General features: G+C 72.4%; 13 protein-coding genes. 7 read left to right on the top strand and 6 right to left on the bottom strand.

Annotated features, from left to right (window positions below):
• Nucleotide 1: 1 nt before the first annotated feature.
• The 3 genes from murC to ACFVWY_RS27425 all read right to left on the bottom strand — a co-directional run bounded on the left by murC (nucleotide 2) and on the right by ACFVWY_RS27425 (nucleotide 2,892).
• The gene (murC, locus tag ACFVWY_RS27435) at nucleotides 2–1,396 is read right to left on the bottom strand and encodes a UDP-N-acetylmuramate--L-alanine ligase (protein ID WP_389877132.1); all 1,395 of its coding nucleotides are present in this window, start codon (nucleotides 1,394–1,396) and stop codon (nucleotides 2–4) included.
• 70 nt (nucleotides 1,397–1,466) lie between these two features.
• A complete protein-coding gene (locus ACFVWY_RS27430) occupies nucleotides 1,467–1,919 on the bottom strand; it encodes an indole-3-glycerol phosphate synthase (RefSeq protein WP_389877130.1) in 453 nt (150 codons plus the stop codon).
• A 148-nt stretch (nucleotides 1,920–2,067) separates the two neighbouring features.
• On the bottom strand, nucleotides 2,068–2,892 hold the full coding sequence (locus ACFVWY_RS27425; RefSeq protein ID WP_389877128.1) for a pyrimidine reductase family protein: 825 nt from the start codon (nucleotides 2,890–2,892) through the stop codon (nucleotides 2,068–2,070).
• Nucleotides 2,893–2,939: 47 nt separating this feature from the next.
• Here ACFVWY_RS27425 and zapE point away from each other — a divergent pair, with 47 nt between their 5' ends.
• The 4 genes from zapE (at nucleotide 2,940) to ACFVWY_RS27405 (ending at nucleotide 7,369) form a co-directional block, all read left to right on the top strand.
• Complete coding sequence (gene zapE, locus ACFVWY_RS27420; protein WP_389877126.1) at nucleotides 2,940–4,031, top strand: cell division protein ZapE; 1,092 nt, start codon at nucleotides 2,940–2,942, stop codon at nucleotides 4,029–4,031.
• An 82-nt stretch (nucleotides 4,032–4,113) separates the two neighbouring features.
• Nucleotides 4,114–4,539 carry an OsmC family protein gene (locus ACFVWY_RS27415; protein ID WP_389877125.1) on the top strand — a complete coding sequence of 142 codons (426 nt, stop codon included), beginning with the start codon at nucleotides 4,114–4,116 and terminating at the stop codon, nucleotides 4,537–4,539.
• A gap of 359 nt (nucleotides 4,540–4,898) precedes the next feature.
• Complete coding sequence (locus ACFVWY_RS27410) at nucleotides 4,899–6,257, top strand: alkaline phosphatase PhoX (RefSeq protein WP_389877174.1); 1,359 nt, start codon at nucleotides 4,899–4,901, stop codon at nucleotides 6,255–6,257.
• A 242-nt stretch (nucleotides 6,258–6,499) separates the two neighbouring features.
• Nucleotides 6,500–7,369, top strand: coding sequence for a polysaccharide deacetylase family protein (locus ACFVWY_RS27405; protein WP_389877123.1), 870 nt, complete (start codon nucleotides 6,500–6,502; stop codon nucleotides 7,367–7,369).
• 21 nt (nucleotides 7,370–7,390) lie between these two features.
• Here the strand turns inward: ACFVWY_RS27405 and ACFVWY_RS27400 are convergent, their stop codons facing one another.
• Genes ACFVWY_RS27400 through ACFVWY_RS27390 form a run of 3 tightly spaced genes read right to left on the bottom strand, consistent with a single transcriptional unit; the run spans nucleotide 7,391 to nucleotide 9,638 of the window.
• Complete coding sequence (locus ACFVWY_RS27400; RefSeq protein ID WP_389877121.1) at nucleotides 7,391–8,053, bottom strand: ABC transporter; 663 nt, start codon at nucleotides 8,051–8,053, stop codon at nucleotides 7,391–7,393.
• On the bottom strand, nucleotides 8,050–8,964 hold the full coding sequence (locus ACFVWY_RS27395; protein ID WP_389877172.1) for an ATP-binding cassette domain-containing protein: 915 nt from the start codon (nucleotides 8,962–8,964) through the stop codon (nucleotides 8,050–8,052). Before ACFVWY_RS27395 ends, ACFVWY_RS27400 begins: the two co-directional genes overlap by 4 nt.
• Nucleotides 8,961–9,638, bottom strand: a complete 678-nt coding sequence (locus tag ACFVWY_RS27390; protein ID WP_389877120.1) for an AIM24 family protein — start codon at nucleotides 9,636–9,638, stop codon at nucleotides 8,961–8,963. The genes ACFVWY_RS27395 and ACFVWY_RS27390 overlap by 4 nt, the downstream gene beginning before the upstream one ends.
• Nucleotides 9,639–9,710: 72 nt before the next feature.
• Between ACFVWY_RS27390 and ACFVWY_RS27385 the strand changes: the two genes are divergently transcribed.
• The 3 genes from ACFVWY_RS27385 (at nucleotide 9,711) to ACFVWY_RS27375 (ending at nucleotide 15,780) form a co-directional block, all read left to right on the top strand.
• Nucleotides 9,711–10,463, top strand: a complete 753-nt coding sequence (locus ACFVWY_RS27385) for a peptidyl-tRNA hydrolase (protein WP_389877118.1) — start codon at nucleotides 9,711–9,713, stop codon at nucleotides 10,461–10,463.
• 177 nt (nucleotides 10,464–10,640) lie between these two features.
• Nucleotides 10,641–11,444: a hypothetical protein gene (locus tag ACFVWY_RS27380; RefSeq protein WP_389877116.1), complete on the top strand. Its 804-nt coding sequence runs from the start codon at nucleotides 10,641–10,643 to the stop codon at nucleotides 11,442–11,444.
• 472 nt (nucleotides 11,445–11,916) lie between these two features.
• Nucleotides 11,917–15,780, top strand: a complete 3,864-nt coding sequence (locus ACFVWY_RS27375; protein WP_389877114.1) for a S8 family serine peptidase — start codon at nucleotides 11,917–11,919, stop codon at nucleotides 15,778–15,780.
• Nucleotides 15,781–15,869 lie beyond the last annotated feature (89 nt).

Here is a 15,869-nt window from a genome sequence, read left to right as displayed (position 1 = left end):
CTCAGCTCGACAGGTGGTCCAGGATGCGCGGACCGAGGTCCGTGACGTCGCCCGCGCCCATGGTGAGAACGAGGTCGCCGGGCTTCGCCATTCCCGCGATCGTGGCGGGGACCGCGTCCTTGTCGTGGACGGCGGTGACGTCGGCGCCCGCGGTGCGCGCGGCGTCGATGATCAGCTCGCTGGTGATGCCCGGGATCGGGTCCTCGCGGGCCGGGTAGACGTCCAGCACCACGGAGGCGTCGGCCAGCGCGAGGGCCTGCCCCATCTCCGTACCGAGCTCCTGGGTGCGGGAGAAGAGGTGCGGCTGGAACACCACCAGGATGCGGGCGTCGGCCGCGGCTCCGCGCATGGCCTCCAGGTCGGCGGTCATCTCGGTGGGGTGGTGCGCGTACGAGTCGATGACCTGCACGCCCGCCGCCTCGCCCTTGAGCTGGAGACGGCGCTTGACCCCGGTGTACGTGCCGAGCGCCGAGGCCAGGTTGTGGGCCGGGACGCCGAGGGCGACACCGGCGGCAAGGGCGGCGACGGCGTTGAGCGCGTAGTGGCGGCCGGGCACGGAGACCGAGAACGTGAGGAACTTCCCGTTCAGCAGGACCGTGACCTCGCTGGTCAGACCGCGCGGAGTGATCCGGTGGACGCGTACGTCGGCGGAGTCGGCCTCGCCGTAGGTGACGACGTTCAGCCCCTCGCGGTCGCGGACCCGCGCGGTCAGCTCGACGGCGCCGGGCTGGTCGGCGGAGACCACCAGCGTGCCGCCGGGGACGATCTTGGCGGTGAACGCCTCGAAGGACTCGTAGATCTCGTCCATGGAGGCGTAGTTCGCGTGGTGGTCCAGCTCGACGTTGAGGACGATCGCGACCTCGGGGTCGTACTTCTGGAAGCTGCGGTCGCTCTCGTCGGCCTCGGCGACGAAGACCGCCCCCTCGCCGTGCGTGGCGTTGGTGCCCGGTCCGGCCAGGTCGCCGCCGATGGCGTACGAGGGGTCGAGGTCCAGGTCGGTCAGGGCGACGGCCAGCATCGACGTGGTGGTCGTCTTGCCGTGCGTACCGGCCACCGCGAGGCCGCGCAGGCCGTTCATCAGCGAGGCGAGCGCGTCGGAGCGGTGCACGACCGGGATCGACAGCTCGGCGGCCCGCACCAGCTCCGGGTTGTCGTCGCGGATGGCGCTGGAGACGACCACGCACGAAGCGTCGTCGGCCAGATGTGCGGCGGCGTGTCCGATGTGGACGGTCGCCCCCAGCGCCCGCAGCGCCTCGGCCGTACCCGATTCCCTGGCGTCGCTGCCCGCGACCTTGGCGCCGCGCTGGGCGAGGATCTTCGCGATGCCCGACATTCCGGCGCCGCCGATGCCGATGAAGTGCGGGCGTTCCATGGCGGCGGGGATACCGGGTGTCATGTGCGTCCTCCGGGAGCTGAACGGGTGCTTTCGGTCGCGGAGAGGTACCGTCCTCGACCGCCCGCCCAGCCTATTCGCTGTGCGCGAAGAGCTTGAGCACCGGGACGCCGACCTTGTGGCGGGCCCGGGACGCCCAGTCGCGGTGGAAGAACTCCTCGACGTAGTGCGGAGCGGTCAGCACGATGACCTCGTCCGCCTCCGCGTCCTCGACCACGGACTTCAGCAGGTCGAGCGGATGGTCCTCGACGACCTGGCCGACCGCCTGGGAACCGGCCTGGCGCAGCGCCTCCAGGGACACTTCGAGCGCGAGTTCGGCGGATTGTCTGGCGTTCTCGCCCTCCGGCTCCTCGCTCTCCCGGGCGGCCTCCTTCAGTTCACCCATCGCCAGGTCGTCGATCGCCCGCAGGAGCACATCGGCCTGGTCACCGCGCGGCTGGAGGAGCACGACGAAGGAGATCCGCTCCTCCCCGTGCAAAGTGGTGACGAAGTCGACGTCCTCCGAGGTGAGGGGCTTCTCGATCATCAAAACGCTGGTGAACACCACGGGCGCCCTTCTGCTTCAGTGACCGTCCCAGGTCACTGCTGAAACCATCCTTCCCCGTGCTCGCACGGGGGTTGCGGAAGTAATTGTGCCCACCGGAAGCCAACCGGAACGGCTAATTCCGCTCTTTTCAGCCCCGACGGTACCGAGTGAAGAGGAAACCGGCCTCTTCCAGCATCGATGCCAGGACGAATCGTTTCGGCACGGCGACCCCGGGACCGCCCGCGATCCGCTGCGCGTCCCCGGCGGTCAGCAGCGGCGCGAGCGTCAGGCAGAGCTCGTCCAGGACCCCGGCGGCCACGAACTGGCCCAGCAGTCTCGGGCCGCCCTCGGTGAGCAGCCGGGTGAGGCCGCGACCGGCCAGTTCCTGTACGGCCCTGGCGGGATCCACCCGGGAGCCCTCCCCGGCGATCACCACCTCGGCGCCCGCCGCGCGCGCCTGCTCCACGCGCTGTGCGGGAACCCCGGCGCCGGTCAGCAGCAGGGTCGGCACCAGCGGCTCGGTGAAGAGCGGCAGCGAGAAGTCCAGGTCCAGGCTGCCGCTGACCACGGCGACCGCGGGCGCGGGCCCCTGACCGGCGGCGGCCCGGCGGGCGGCGAAGGCCTCGCGCGCGCGGGCGGGGCGGTAGCCCTCCAGACGCACCGTCTCCGCGCCCACCACGATCACGTCGGCCAGACCGCGCAGGGTGCCGAAGATCCGCATGTCGGCCGCGCAGGAGATCGGCTGTGAGCGGCCGTCGTGCTGGGCGGCGCCGTCGAGGGTCGACACCATGTTGGCGCGGAGCCAGGGGCCGTCCTGCCCGGGGTAGGCGTAGGCGTCGGCCAGGGCGTCCAGGCTCCACTCCCCCAGGTCGTCGGCGGACGTACCGGCGGACGTGTGGGCGGAGGTGCCGGAAGGTGCGCCGGTGGAGGTGGCTGCGGGTGTCAGGTCGGTCACAGGGAACAGGCGTCGCATGCTGCGCAGTCTTCCACGGCCTGCCACGGCGCTTAGAGTGGAGAGTTGTGTCGTCCTCCACAGCCCTGCCGGGGCAGAGCCCCATATCCGAAACAGCTCCGCTGTCCCTGTGCGCCCGCGAGCCCCACGTACCGGCCGACCGGCTGGTCGCCGAGATGGTGCCGCCGCCACGCTTCGACTCCGTGCGCTTCGCCACCTACGTGCCCGATCCCAACCAGCCGAGCCAGACGGAGGCGGTCAGGGTCCTGAGCGGCTTCGCGGCCGGGCTGGGCGGCGCGCACGCCAGCGGTTCGGGCAAGCGGAAGTGGTTCAGCCGGAAGCCCGCGCCCGCCTCGGCTCCGCTCGGGGTGTACCTCGACGGCGGCTACGGCGTCGGCAAGACCCACCTGCTGGCCTCGCTCTGGCACGCCACCCCCGCCGAGCCCGCGCTGAAGGCGTTCGGCACCTTCGTGGAGCTGACGAACCTGGTCGGCGCGCTGGGCTTCCAGCAGACCGTGAAGACGCTGAGCGAGCACCGGCTCCTGTGCATCGACGAGTTCGAGCTGGACGACCCGGGCGACACCGTACTGGTGTCCTCGCTGCTGAGCAGGCTGGTCGAGGCGGGAGTCGCGCTGGCCGCCACCTCCAACACGCTGCCGGGCAAGCTCGGCGAGGGCCGGTTCGCCGCTGCCGACTTCCTGCGGGAGATCCAGGGCCTGTCCGCGCACTTCCGCCCGCTGCGCATCGATGGCGAGGACTACCGCCACCGCGGTCTGCCCGAGGCCCCGCCGCCGTACTCCGACGACCAGGTCACCCGGGCCGCGTACGCCACCGAAGGGGCCAGCCTGGACGACTTCCCCGGGCTGCTCGACCACCTCGCGCGGGTCCATCCGAGCCGCTACGGCGCGATGACGGACGGAGTGCGGGCGGTCTGTCTGACGGAGGTCCAGCCCGTGCCCGACCAGTCGACCGCGCTGCGGCTCGTCGTCCTCGCCGACCGGCTGTACGACCGGGAGATCCCGGTGCTCGCCTCCGGGCTGCCGTTCGACCGGCTGTTCAGCGAGGAGATGCTGAACGGCGGATACCGGAAGAAGTACTTCCGGGCGATCTCCCGGCTGACGGCGCTGGCACGGGACGCGAAGGGTCTGGTGGCGCAGTAGGTTCGGGACGTACCGCCCGGGGCGTCCACCGACGCCCCGGTGTTCCCGCACCGACCGCGCACACCGTTCGAAGGGATTCCGCATGGCTACCGTCCGACAGGCCCACACGGTCTGGGAAGGCAACCTGATCGAGGGCAAGGGGGTCGTCACCTTCGACTCCTCCGGCATCGGCGACTTCCCCGTCTCCTGGCCGTCCCGCGCCGAGAAGGCCAACGGCAAGACCTCGCCCGAGGAACTCATCGCGGCGGCCCACTCCAGCTGCTTCTCGATGGCACTGGCCCACGGTCTGACCGGGGCCGGTACGCCGCCGACCCAGCTGGAGACCAAGGCCGACGTGACCTTCCAGCCCGGCACCGGCATCACCGGCATCCACCTCACCGTGGTGGGCCAGGTGCACGGCATCGACGAGGCGGCCTTCGTCAAGGCCGCCGAGGACGCCAAGGCGAACTGCCCGGTCAGCCAGGCGCTGACCGGCACGACGATCACGCTCTCCGCCTCGCTGGCCTGACGCCACAAGGGCCACACGAGTCACAGGGGCCACTCCCGACCCAGGGAACACCTGGGCGCACCCGGGACACGGTGACCCGCATGGTTCCCGCGCGGCGACGCGCGTGCTACACACATGCGGGTCACTTTTCCTGTCCGCCAACAGGGAGTTGCCTCATGTCATCAGAAACGTCACGACCGACCGCGGACGCGTCCCGAACGGTCGCCGAAACGTCACGCACGACTGCGGACGCGTCCCGAACGGCCGCCGAAACGTCACGCCGGACCGTCGCGGAAACGTCCCGCCGGACCGTCGCGGAAACGTCCCGCCCCGGCGTCGGGGAAGCATCCCGCCCGGTCGCCGCCGGGGAAGCGTCCCGCCTGGTCGCCAGCCGTCGTCACGTGCTGGCCGGTACGGGTGCGGCCGTCGCCTCGATCGCCTTCACGGGGGCGTTCTCCGAGCTCTTCGCGGGCACCGCCGCCGCCCGGGGACACGCGGGATACGGGCCGCTCGTGCCCGACCCCGACGGACTGCTCGACCTCCCGAAGGGCTTCCGCTACCGGGTGCTGTCCCGGGAGGGCGGGCTGCTCCGCTCCGGCGAGGGCCTCGTACCCAGCAACCACGACGGGATGGCCGCCTTCGCGGGCCGCCACGGCCATGTCCACCTGGTCCGCAACCACGAGAACCGGGTCACCGCGCGCATCCCGGTCCCCGTCGTCGAGGGCCTCACCTACGACCCGATGGGCAAGGGCGGCTGCACGGCCCTGGAGCTGGACGGCCGCAACAACGTCCTGGGCGAGCGCGTCGCCATCGCCGGGACGGCGGTGAACTGCGCGGGCGGCCGTACCCCCTGGAACACCTGGCTGACCTGCGAGGAGACCGAGGACAGAGCGGGCACCAACGGCTACACCAAGGACCACGGCTTCATCTTCGAGGTGGACGGCGCCGACCCGCGCCGCACCGGGGCCGTGCCGCTCACCGCGATGGGCCGGTTCCAGCACGAGGCCATCGCGATCGACCCGCGGACCGGGATCGTCTACGAGACGGAGGACGCCTTCGACAAACCCTTCGGGCTCTTCTACCGCTTCCTGCCGGACAAGCCGCTCGGCGGCACCGGCTCGCTGCGGGCCGGTGGGCATCTGGAGGCCATGCGGGTGCCCGGCGTACCGGACCTCTCCGCGGTCCAGGAGGCCGGGACGAGCTTCGAGGGCGTCGAGTGGGCGGCCGTACCCGACCCGCTGGCGGACAGCACCCCCATCCGCTTCCAGGACTTCGGTCCCAAGGGCATCACGCACGCCCAGAAGCTGGAGGGCTGCTACTGGGGCGGCTCCTCGGTGTACTTCGTGTCCAGCTTCGCGCGCAGCGGCGAGGGCTCGGCCGCCGACCACCACGGCCAGGTGTGGCGGTACGAGCCGAAGCGGCGCCGCCTCACGCTCGTGATCGTCTTCGGTGCGGGGAAGGACGTACAGCTGCCGGGCGAGTCCCCCGACAACATCTGCCTCGCCCCGGACGGCGGGCTGATGGTGTGCGAGGACGGCGACGGCGCCCAGCACGTGTTCGGCCTGACGCGGGGCGGCGACGTCTACGCGATGGCACGGGGGCGGCAGAACATCGGTACGCCGGACAAGCCCGAGTGGGGCGAGTTCGCCGGAGTCACCTTCGCCCCGGACCTCTCGACGATGTACGTGAACTGCTACACCCCGGGGACGACGTTCGCGGTGACGGGGCCCTGGCGGTAAGCGGTAAGCGGTGACGGCCCCGGCGGCCGACGGTCGGCGGCCGGGGCTCGGCGGTCACCGGTCACCGGTCACCGGTCACCGGGGACGGTCGGCGGTCGGCGGTCGGCGGTCGGCGGTCGGCGGGGACGGGCGCTGACAGGCGCTGACGGTGATACGACGGGCCGGGTGAATCCTGGCACGGCTCCGGCCGTGGGGCGGCGCCGCGCACACCCATACATCAGATAACCGGATATTTTCCGCTGGTGACTGGTCCCGCTCGGAAAAGTGCCGCTCTCGCCGTTCTCGGGGCGCTGCTCGGCAGTCTCACCGGCTGCGGGGGCGACGGTGACTCCACCGTCGCCCCCGCGGCCGTGGACCGCTCCCCCGCACCGGTCCGTTCGCCCTCGCACGCGGCCCCGGCCCCGCCGCCGACCCTGGCACCCGGTCCGGGCGCGCTGACCCCGGTCTTCTCCCACGGGCCCCGGACCGGCGGGAAGGTGGTGGCGCTGACCTTCGACGCCGACATGACCGCCGCCGAAGGGGCGCGCGCGGCGGCCGGCGAGCCCTTCGACCATCCCGCCCTGATCGCGCTGCTGCGGGACCGCAAGGTACCCGCGACGGTGTTCATGACGGGGCGCTGGGCCGAGGAGTACCCCGACCAGGCCCGGTCCATCGGCGCCGACCCGCTCTTCGAGGTCGCCAACCACTCGTACAGCCATGACGCCTTCGTCTCGCCCTGCTACGGGCTGCCGACGGTGGCGGGGCGTGACATGCGCGCCGACGTGGCGCGGGCCGCCGCCGCGTTCCGGAAGGCCGGGGTGCGGCGTACCGTGCCGTACTTCCGCTTCCCGGGCGGCTGCTACGACGGCGCCTCGCTGCACGCGCTCGCGCCCGAGCGGATGACGGCGGTGCAGTGGGACGTGGTCAGCGGTGACGCCTTCGCCACCGACGCGGACGCGGTGGCCGCCCAGGTGCTGGCCGGGGTGCGGCCAGGCTCCCTGGTCGTCATGCACTGCACCCGCAGCGCCGCGCCGGTCACCGCGGACGCGGTGCGCCAGATCGTCCCGGAGCTGCGCAGGCGCGGCTACCGCTTCGTGAAGGTCTCCGACCTGATCCGGGCGACGACGGCCTGAGGACCGGGCCAGCCTCCGCCGTCAGGCCGCCGCCCTCCGGCAGGCGAGCACCGCCACCGCGGCGGCGAGGACGACGGCGACGGCCAGGGGCACGACCGGCAGGTGCACCACGCCCGTCCGCGACCCGGTGACCAGGCCCCGCACCGCGGTGTTCGCGGGAGAGCCGTCGGCCACCAGGGCCGACAGCGCGAGGAGCACGGTCCCCGCCAGGCGCCAGCCGCGCCGGCGCAGCAGCGGCCGGGTACACAGCGCGCCGACCGCCGCCCCCGTCAGCACACAGCAGGCGGTGGCGAGCAGCCCGGCCGCCCCGGCGGACAGCGTCGCCACCCGTACCGAGCCGTCGGCACCGGCAGGGCGGCTGACCAGCAGCACGACCGGGATGACGAGCGCACCCAGCAGCCCCGCACAGCCGAGCCCGGCCAGCAGCGACGCCAGATGCGCCCTCGGTGACCCCACCGCGGCGGCGGTGACGGTCCGGGCGGCGGGCGGCTCCTGGGTGGCGCAGAGCTGGACGAGCCAGGCGGTGACGGGCAGCAGCCCCGCGGCGGCGTAGCCGAGCGAGTCGAGGACCGGCTGCCCCCAGCCCACTCCGGTGACGACGAAGGCCGCGTACAGCAGGACCGGGGCGAGCCAGCGCTGGGAACGGGTCAGCAGGGCGGCCTGGTAACGCACGAGAGCGGTCATGGTGCCTCAGGGGGCGGGGGCGAGGGCGGGACCGAGGGCGGGGGCGGGCCGGCCGCCGGGGCCTCCTCCGCCCGGCCGGGGGCGACGGTCAGACGGCCGATGTGCCAGGGCGGGTGCGCGGTGAGCAGGGCCCGCAGCAGTGCGTCGGAGTGGTCGGCCCCGACGGTGAGCAGGACTCCCCCGCCGGGTGCCGGGGTGTGCTCCGGGCAGCCCGGGAGTCCGGTGGGGAGCGGGGCACCGGGCGGGCCGGACACCTCGATCCGTACCCGGGGCGCGGTCCGCGCGGCCGGGCGCGCGGGGGCGGCGGTGCTCAGGGTGCCGTTCTCGACCCGGAGCACGGTGTCGGCCGCCCCGGCGAACCCGCGCGGGCCGTGGTCGACGTAGACGACCGTGGCACCGGCCGCCACCCGTTCGGCCACGGCCCGGTCAAGCCCGGCGCGGGCCGCGGTGTCCAGCCCGGTCCACGCCTCGTCCAGGATCAGCAGCTCCGGATCGGCGAGGAACGCCTGGGCGACGGCCACCTTCTGACTGGTGCCCTTGGAGAGCTCCGCGAGCGGCGTACGGGCGTGGGCGGCGGCTCCGAATCGGTCGAGCCAGCTCCGCGCGCGGTCCGCCGCCTCGGCGCCCCGCAGTCCGTGGACGCGGCCGAGGTGGACGAGATAGCCGGTCGCGGTGAACGGCAGCGCGGCCGGGAAGCGCTCGGGGACGTACGCCGTACGCGGGCGGCGGCCGGTGATCCTGCCCTCCGTCGGGGCGTCGATCCCGGCGAGCAGCCGCAGCAGGGTCGACTTCCCGGTGCCGTTGGCGCCCTCGACCCGGATCAGGGCGCGCGCGGGCAGGTCGAGGTCGATCCCGCGCAGCACCCATGGTCCGCGAAGGCCGTAGCGTCGGCCCACACCGGACAGCCTCAGTTGGCCGTCGCCTTCTCGGGCTTGGCCTCGCTGGGCCGTACGATCACGAAGCCCTCGCCGTCCAGACGCAGCTGGACGGCCTCGCCGGAACCGCCGCGGATCATCGAGCCGAAGCTCTGCGAACGGTGCAGCGAGGTAGTCAGGTTGGCGCTCCAGCCGACCACCGCGTCGGTGTCGACGCAGACCGGCTGCTGCGGGCTGACGGGGATCACGATGGGGTGACCCTCACACATCAGGCCGAGCTTGCCGTATCCGGTGAAGACGCTGTTGAAGAGTCCGCCGCCCGCCATCCCGGCGCCCTTCACCGTCTTGATCTCGTAGGCGAGCGTGGGGTCGAAGCAGAGCACGTTACGGCCGTTGATCGTGAGGACGTCGCCGTGCTCCATCTCCACGATGAAACAGTTGGCGGCCTCGTGCGCGAACCATGCCTCGCCCTGGCCCCGGACCGCCATCAGCGGCAGGCCCTCACCGGTGACGGCCCGCTTGAGCATGCCGCCTATGCCCTGGCCCTTGCGCTCGAACTGGAGATTGCCCCGGAAGGCGATCATCGCGCCCTGGCGGGCGTGCATCTCGCCGTTGACGGCGTACTTGATGGATTTGGCGTTCTGCAGGGTCATCCCCGGGGCCGTCGCCGGCTGCGCCATGTTCTCGGTGGAAAAGAGATCGCTCTTCATGCGGTGCATCCTCACCCGGAGCCTTTCATTCCGCCAACAAACGGCTTCCCGGGGGCTGGCAGACTGGTAGGGGTGAGCAGCGAAGACATTCCCGTATCCCCGTCCGCGCCCGGATCCCCCGCCGTGCCCGGATCCCCGTTCGTGCCGGAGAGCACCAGCCGTGACGAGGCGCCGCAGTACGTGCTGCCGCTCGTCGTGCACATCGAGAAGACGGCACCCCCGGCGCGGACCGACGCCCTGCGGACGGCCGCCCGCGCGGTGCTCGTGATGCTCTCCGACGAGCGCTCGGAGGGCGAGGGCGCGTGGGCGAGGGCGATGCGCGACTGGCAGGACGCCCGCATCCGCAAGGTGGTGCGGCGGGCGCGCGGCGCGGAGTGGCGCAAGGCGTCCGCGCTGCCCGGCATCACGGTGACCGGCCAGAGCGCCGAGGTGCGGGTCTTCCCGCCGGTGCCGCTGGACGGCTGGCCGAAGGAACTGGCCAAGCTCCAGGTGTCGGGGACGGACCTGGACGACCCCGAGCCGCCCGCCGCGCCGGACCTCGCGGGCCCGGTCCTCTGGCTCAGCCCGGAGCTGGACATGTCGGCGGGCAAGGCCATGGCACAGGCCGGGCACGGGGCGCAGCTCGCGTGGTGGGAGCTGTCGGACACGCAGCGCAAGGCGTGGCGCGAGGCGGGCTTCCCGCTCGCGGTCGCCACCGCCGCGCCGGAGCGGTGGCAGGAGCTCACGACCAGCGGGCTGCCGGTGGTGCGGGACGCCGGGTTCACCGAGATCGCCCCCGGCTCGTGCACGGTGGTCGCCGACCATCCGGCCCTGCGGCGCGACTGAACGGGGAAGGGACCGAAGGGGCGGTCGCCCCCTGCCTCCTCCCCTCGGCATGCCCGCGAAGGCGCCGGGCACCTGCCCGCCGTGCCACCGATCAAACGTGTCATCAATCCGATTCCGGACAACGCATACCCTTGCCAGCGAACGAATACCCTCTCAGGATTCATGAGAGGAGTCCTGATGAGAGGGGTCGCGATGCCGGACAGTCCGGGCCTGCGCGGTGACGGAGGCCGAGTCCGCGAGAGGCTGCGGCAGGGCGGGACGGTGACCGGCATCGGCATCGGCACGAGGGGCGGAACGGTCCCGGGCATGTCGCGCCCGACCGCGCCGGTCCACGCGGCACGGCTCCAGCAACGCGCCCGGCGCGAGGTGCTGTACTTCGACGCGCCCCCCTACTGGTCCGTGGACAACGCGGTCCAGCTGGACCGGTTGTCGGACGGGGTCTCGTACCGCACCGTCTACGGCCGGGAGGCGATCGAGTACCCGGGGGCCATGACGCGCATCGACCAGTGCCTGGGGGCCGGGGAGCAGGCGCGGGTGACGGCCCGGCTGCCGATGAAGATGATGATCATCGACCGGGAGCACGCCTTCACCTGCGCCTTCGGCGAGAGTGACCGCGCGGGCAGTCCCGGGGACCTGGTGATCGTGGATTCCGGCCCGCTGCTCGACGGCCTGGTCGAGCTGTTCGAACGGGTCTGGGCCGACAGCGCGCCCTTCGACCACGGCACCCCCGCGCCCCGGGCCGAGCGGGACGAACTGGGCGACGCGGACAAGCGGTTGCTGACCCTGCTGCTCGGCGGGCTGACCGATGACGCCATCGCCCGGCACCTGGGCGTCGGACGGCGCACCGTACTGCGCCGCGCACGCGGACTGATGGACCGGGCCGGAGTGGCGACCCGGATGCAGCTCGGCTGGTACGCGGCCCGCCGGGGCTGGGTGGATGTGTCGTGCGGCGCCCCGGACCCGGAACCGGCACGGGGATAGCGGCGGCGGCACGCGACCGCGCCGATCCCTCCACGGCGCGCGTGCCGGGGCGCCCCGGCACGCGCGGCCCCTCCGGCGTGACCTGACGGGGCGTATCGCCGTACACGGGCGCCACGACGTGACGTGACGGGGCTAACCGCCGTACGTCGCCCCTCCGGCGTGACCTGACAAGGCGAACCGCCGCACGCGGGCGCCACGACGTGATGTGCGACGGCGCGGACCGCCCTACGCGGGCGCCGCGACGTGCGGGTCTATCCGCCGCGCCTCAGCAGCCCCGGCCTTCACAACTGGCGCATATGCGCCACGGAATGGTCTTCAGCCCCAGCTCCGACGGGCTATAGCCTCCGGATGCGCCGTCCGTCCGGGCCTTCCCCTCCTCCCCCTTCCCCTTCCCGTGGTTCCCCCTGCCCGAATGCCGGCGTGCGCTCTTTTCTTCCCGTACCCGTTCCGTCCTTCACCCAAGGAGAAGTACGTGCCGACACCCTCAAGCGGCATACACGGAAGACGGCTGATCGCCGTCACGGCCGTGCTCGCCAGCGGCATGCTGATACCCGGGCTCAGTCCCGGATCAGCGATGGGAGCACCCGCCACCAGCAGCCCTGCGGGCAGCCTTTCGCCGAAGGCCGCGCAGAAGGCCAAGCCCTCCCTGGTCACCCTCATCACCGGGGACACCGTGTCCGTGACGAAGGGGGCGGACGGCCGCAGCTCCGTGACCGTCACCCCCGCGCCCGGAAACGCGACGACGTTCCAGACCGTCACCGACCCCGACGGCGACCTGTACGTGTACCCGACCGAGGCGCTGGCCCCGCTCGCCTCCCGCACCCTGGACCGGCGGCTGTTCAACGTCACCCAGTTGCTCAAGGACGGGCACGGGGACTCCAAGGACAGCACGCTGCCCGTGATCGTCTCGTACGACGACAAGCCCTCCCGCGCCGAGCTGGGCGAACGCGCACGTCAGCTCCCCTCCGGCAAGCCCGGCGTCCTGCTCCGCCGGATGGGCATGGCCGCCGTCCACGTCAAGAAGCACGGGGCGGCCTCCTTCTGGAAGGCCGCCCGGCCCGACCGGACCGCCGGGAAGAACGGGACGAAGCGGACCGCCGCCGCCGGGTCCGGGGTCGCCAAGATCTGGTACGACGCACCGGCCAAGGTGACGCTGGACACGAGCGTTCCCCAGATCCACGCCCCCGAGGCCTGGGCGGCGGGGTATGACGGGACCGGGGTCAAGGTCGCCATTCTCGACACCGGCGTCGACCTCAACCACCCCGACGTCAAGGGCCGGGTCGTCACCGCGAAGAGCTTCATCGACGGCGCCGCCACCGTGCAGGACGGCCACGGGCACGGCACCCATGTCGCGTCCACCGTCGCGGGCAGCGGCGCCGCCTCGGACGGACGGTACAAGGGGGTCGCCCCGGGCGCCGACCTGCTGATCGGCAAGGTCCTCGGCGACAGCGGATCGGGGCCGGACTCCGGCGTGATAGCGGGCATGGAATGGGCGGTCGACCAGGGCGCCGACATCATCAGCATGAGCCTGGGTTCCCCGGGTGACCCCGAGGACAACCCGTCCACGGAGGCGGTCAACCGGCTGAGCGCGTCGAGCGACTCGCTGTTCGTGGTCGCCGCGGGCAACGAAGGCCCGGGAGAGTCCACCCTCGGCAGCCCCGGCGCCGCGGACGCGGCCCTGACGGTCGGCGCCGTCGACAAGTCCGACGTGATGGCGGACTTCTCCAGCCGCGGCCCGCGCACCTACGACCACGGGCTCAAGCCCGATGTCACGGCGCCCGGTGTCGGAATCGTCGCCGCCCGTGCGGCCGGTACCGCCATGGGCACCGTTGTCGACGACAACTACACGTCGGCGAACGGTACGTCGATGGCCACCCCGCACGTCTCCGGAGCCGCCGCCATCCTGGCGCAGCGGCACCCGGACTGGACCGGCGAGCGGCTGAAGGCGGCGCTGACGTCGCACACCGAGCGGTCCGCCGACGCCACCGTCTTCGAGCAGGGCAGCGGCCGGGTGAACGTCGCCGCCTCCCTCGACGCCCGGCTCGACCTCTCCGGCCCGGCGGACTTCGGGATGACCTGGTACGAAGGCGCGGACGCCACGTACGAGAAGCGCACCCGCACCCTCACCGTCAGCAACCCCACCGGCGCGGCACAGACCGTGAAGCTCGCCGCCCGCGTCTTCCAGGGCTCCCCGGCCGACGGCTCGCTGACCTTCGGCAAGGACGAGGTGACCGTACCCGCCGGCGGCAGCGCCGACATACCCGTCGTCCTCGACCCCAACCTCCTGGACGCGGGCACGTACACGGGTGAGATCACCGCGACCGGCACGGACGGCGCGACGGCCCACGCCGCTCTCGGCTTCACCAAGGAAGCCCCGCGCTACGGCATGAACATCAACCTCAAGGACCGCAACGGCAACACCCCCGACCGCGGCCTGGTCATCGTCATGGGGCTCGACAGCGCCTACTACGAGACGTTCCCCATGGACAGCCTCGCCACCCTCAGGCTGCGCGTCTCCCCGGGGCGGTACGCGGTCTTCGGCGAGATCACCACCGGGGACCTCGGCTACTATCCCGGATACGCCGACGCCGTCGACCTGTTCAGCCTCCCGGAGGTGACGGTCACCGACAAGCCGGTCACGACGACCGCCGACGCCACCCGGGCGAAGGACTTCCAGCTGGACGTCACCGGAGAGCGGCGCCCCCTCCAGGCCTCCACTCTCACCTACCAGTTGCGGCGTACCGCCCCGGACGGACGCTCCTCCGGTGTCGCCGTCGCCGGTGACGCCTCCAACACCACCGGGCACTTCGGCGCGATCCCCGCGGAGAAGCCGCACACGGGCACCCTGTCCTCGACCTTCTACCAGCGTGAGCGGCAGCCGCTGCTCACCGGCGAGGTCACCGGCCCCAAGGGCTTCGACCTGACCCTGCGGGCCCCCAGCAACCTCGTACGCTTCGACGGCACCAGGAAGCTCCCGCTCGTCGACGTCGGCGGGGGCAGTGCCGAGGAACTGGCGGGCAAGGACATCCGGGGCAAGGCCGTGCTCGTGCACAACGACTTCCCGTCCGATGCCGGGCCGCTCGCCGGTGACCTGGACGACGCCGGTGCCGCCGCGGTGCTCGTCGCCCGGGTCACCGACCGCAGCGTCTTCACCTCCGTCGGCGACGGGCTGAGAATCCCGTTCGCCGGGCTCACCCAGAGGGACGGAAAGGAACTCGCCGCCCGTATCGCCGCGGCGGGCAAGAAGAAGCCCGTCACCGTCACCCTGCACGGCCGCAAGGAGTCGGCCTACGCCTACTCCGGGCAGTGGACCTTCGACGGGGTTCCCGCCGACCTCAAGGCCACGGCCCGGCGCACCGACTTCGCCTCGGTGACCAATGCCTTCCACGGCTACGGCGAGGAGAAGCCCACCGAATACGTGCAGGACGTGTGGGGCCCCAAGGGGACGAACACCGTCTCCCTGCGGACGCCGGAGACCGTCTACCGGGGACAGTCGCGTGAGGACCTCGTCTACGCGAAGGGGGGCCTGACGTACCAGCAGCACGTCGCCGTCGGGATCTACCGCTCCCAGATGCACGGGCGGATCGAGACCCCGCGCGCCGGACGCTCCGTCGTCGAGGACTGGTTCGGTCCGGCCCTTCACGCGGCCCCGCTGGGCAGCTGGATGTCGTGCAACTTCTGCAGCACCGACGCCGGAATCATCCTGATGCCGGGCGCCGCCGCCGACTCCGACCCCGAGCACTACATGGACTCGGTCCCCGGCCTCGCGCTGGCGTTCTACCGCGACGGCCGGCGCGTCGGAGACGAGAGTCCGTGGACCGTCAAGGGCAAGGCGGACTACCGGGTGGACATCGAGCTCCCCTTCGGCGAGGCGGACGAGGGCATGTTCGACACCGCCGGGACCTCCCGCGCCCAGTACTCGTTCACGGCGGACACCCCGAGCGGGTTCTCCGAGGAGGCCTGCGCCGACTTCGCCGGCGTGGTCTCCACCTGTGAGCCGCTCCCCGTCATCACCACCCACTACGGCATGACGGCCGACCTCCTCGACCAGGTACGGGCGAACTCCGCCTACTCCTTCACCCTGGACGGCTACCGGGCCACCGGCTGGCAGGGCCCGACGAAGCTGGCCGGGGCGAAGGTCTCGGTCAGCTACGACGGCGGCACGACCTGGAAGGCGGCCACCGTCACGCGCACGGACGCGGACTCCTTCCGGGTCTCCTACCGGCACCCGAAGCTCTCCGCGACGAACGGGTACGTGGCCGTCAGGGCCGAACTCTGGGACGGCGCGGGCAGCCGCACGGTCGAGACCATCGACCGGGCCTACCGCCTCAAGTAGCACACGACCGGCACCAACGGGCGCCGCACCGGAATCGCCTCCGGTGCGGCGCCCGCAACCGTTCCGGCCTGAAACCGGAACCTCAGATG

The organism is Streptomyces sp. NPDC058195 (assembly GCF_042883525.1).
In the GTDB taxonomy this organism is placed as follows: domain Bacteria; phylum Actinomycetota; class Actinomycetes; order Streptomycetales; family Streptomycetaceae; genus Streptomyces.
The sequence above is the reverse complement of the archived record's forward strand: the minus strand, read 5'-3'. Positions and strand labels throughout refer to the sequence as shown.

What these genes read in the sequence shown, in the direction of transcription:
- ACFVWY_RS27400 (WP_389877121.1), bottom strand. Translation starts at nt 8,053, where the DNA reads ATGACCGCTCTCGTGCGTTACCAGGCCGCCCTGCTGACCCGTTCCCAG.
- ACFVWY_RS27430 (WP_389877130.1), bottom strand. Translation starts at nt 1,919, where the DNA reads ATGATCGAGAAGCCCCTCACCTCGGAGGACGTCGACTTCGTCACCACT.
- ACFVWY_RS27425 (WP_389877128.1), bottom strand. Translation starts at nt 2,892, where the DNA reads ATGCGACGCCTGTTCCCTGTGACCGACCTGACACCCGCAGCCACCTCC.
- ACFVWY_RS27390 (WP_389877120.1), bottom strand. Translation starts at nt 9,638, where the DNA reads ATGAAGAGCGATCTCTTTTCCACCGAGAACATGGCGCAGCCGGCGACG.
- ACFVWY_RS27415 (WP_389877125.1), top strand. Translation starts at nt 4,114, where the DNA reads ATGGCTACCGTCCGACAGGCCCACACGGTCTGGGAAGGCAACCTGATC.
- ACFVWY_RS27380 (WP_389877116.1), top strand. Translation starts at nt 10,641, where the DNA reads ATGAGAGGGGTCGCGATGCCGGACAGTCCGGGCCTGCGCGGTGACGGA.
- murC (WP_389877132.1), bottom strand. Translation starts at nt 1,396, where the DNA reads ATGACACCCGGTATCCCCGCCGCCATGGAACGCCCGCACTTCATCGGC.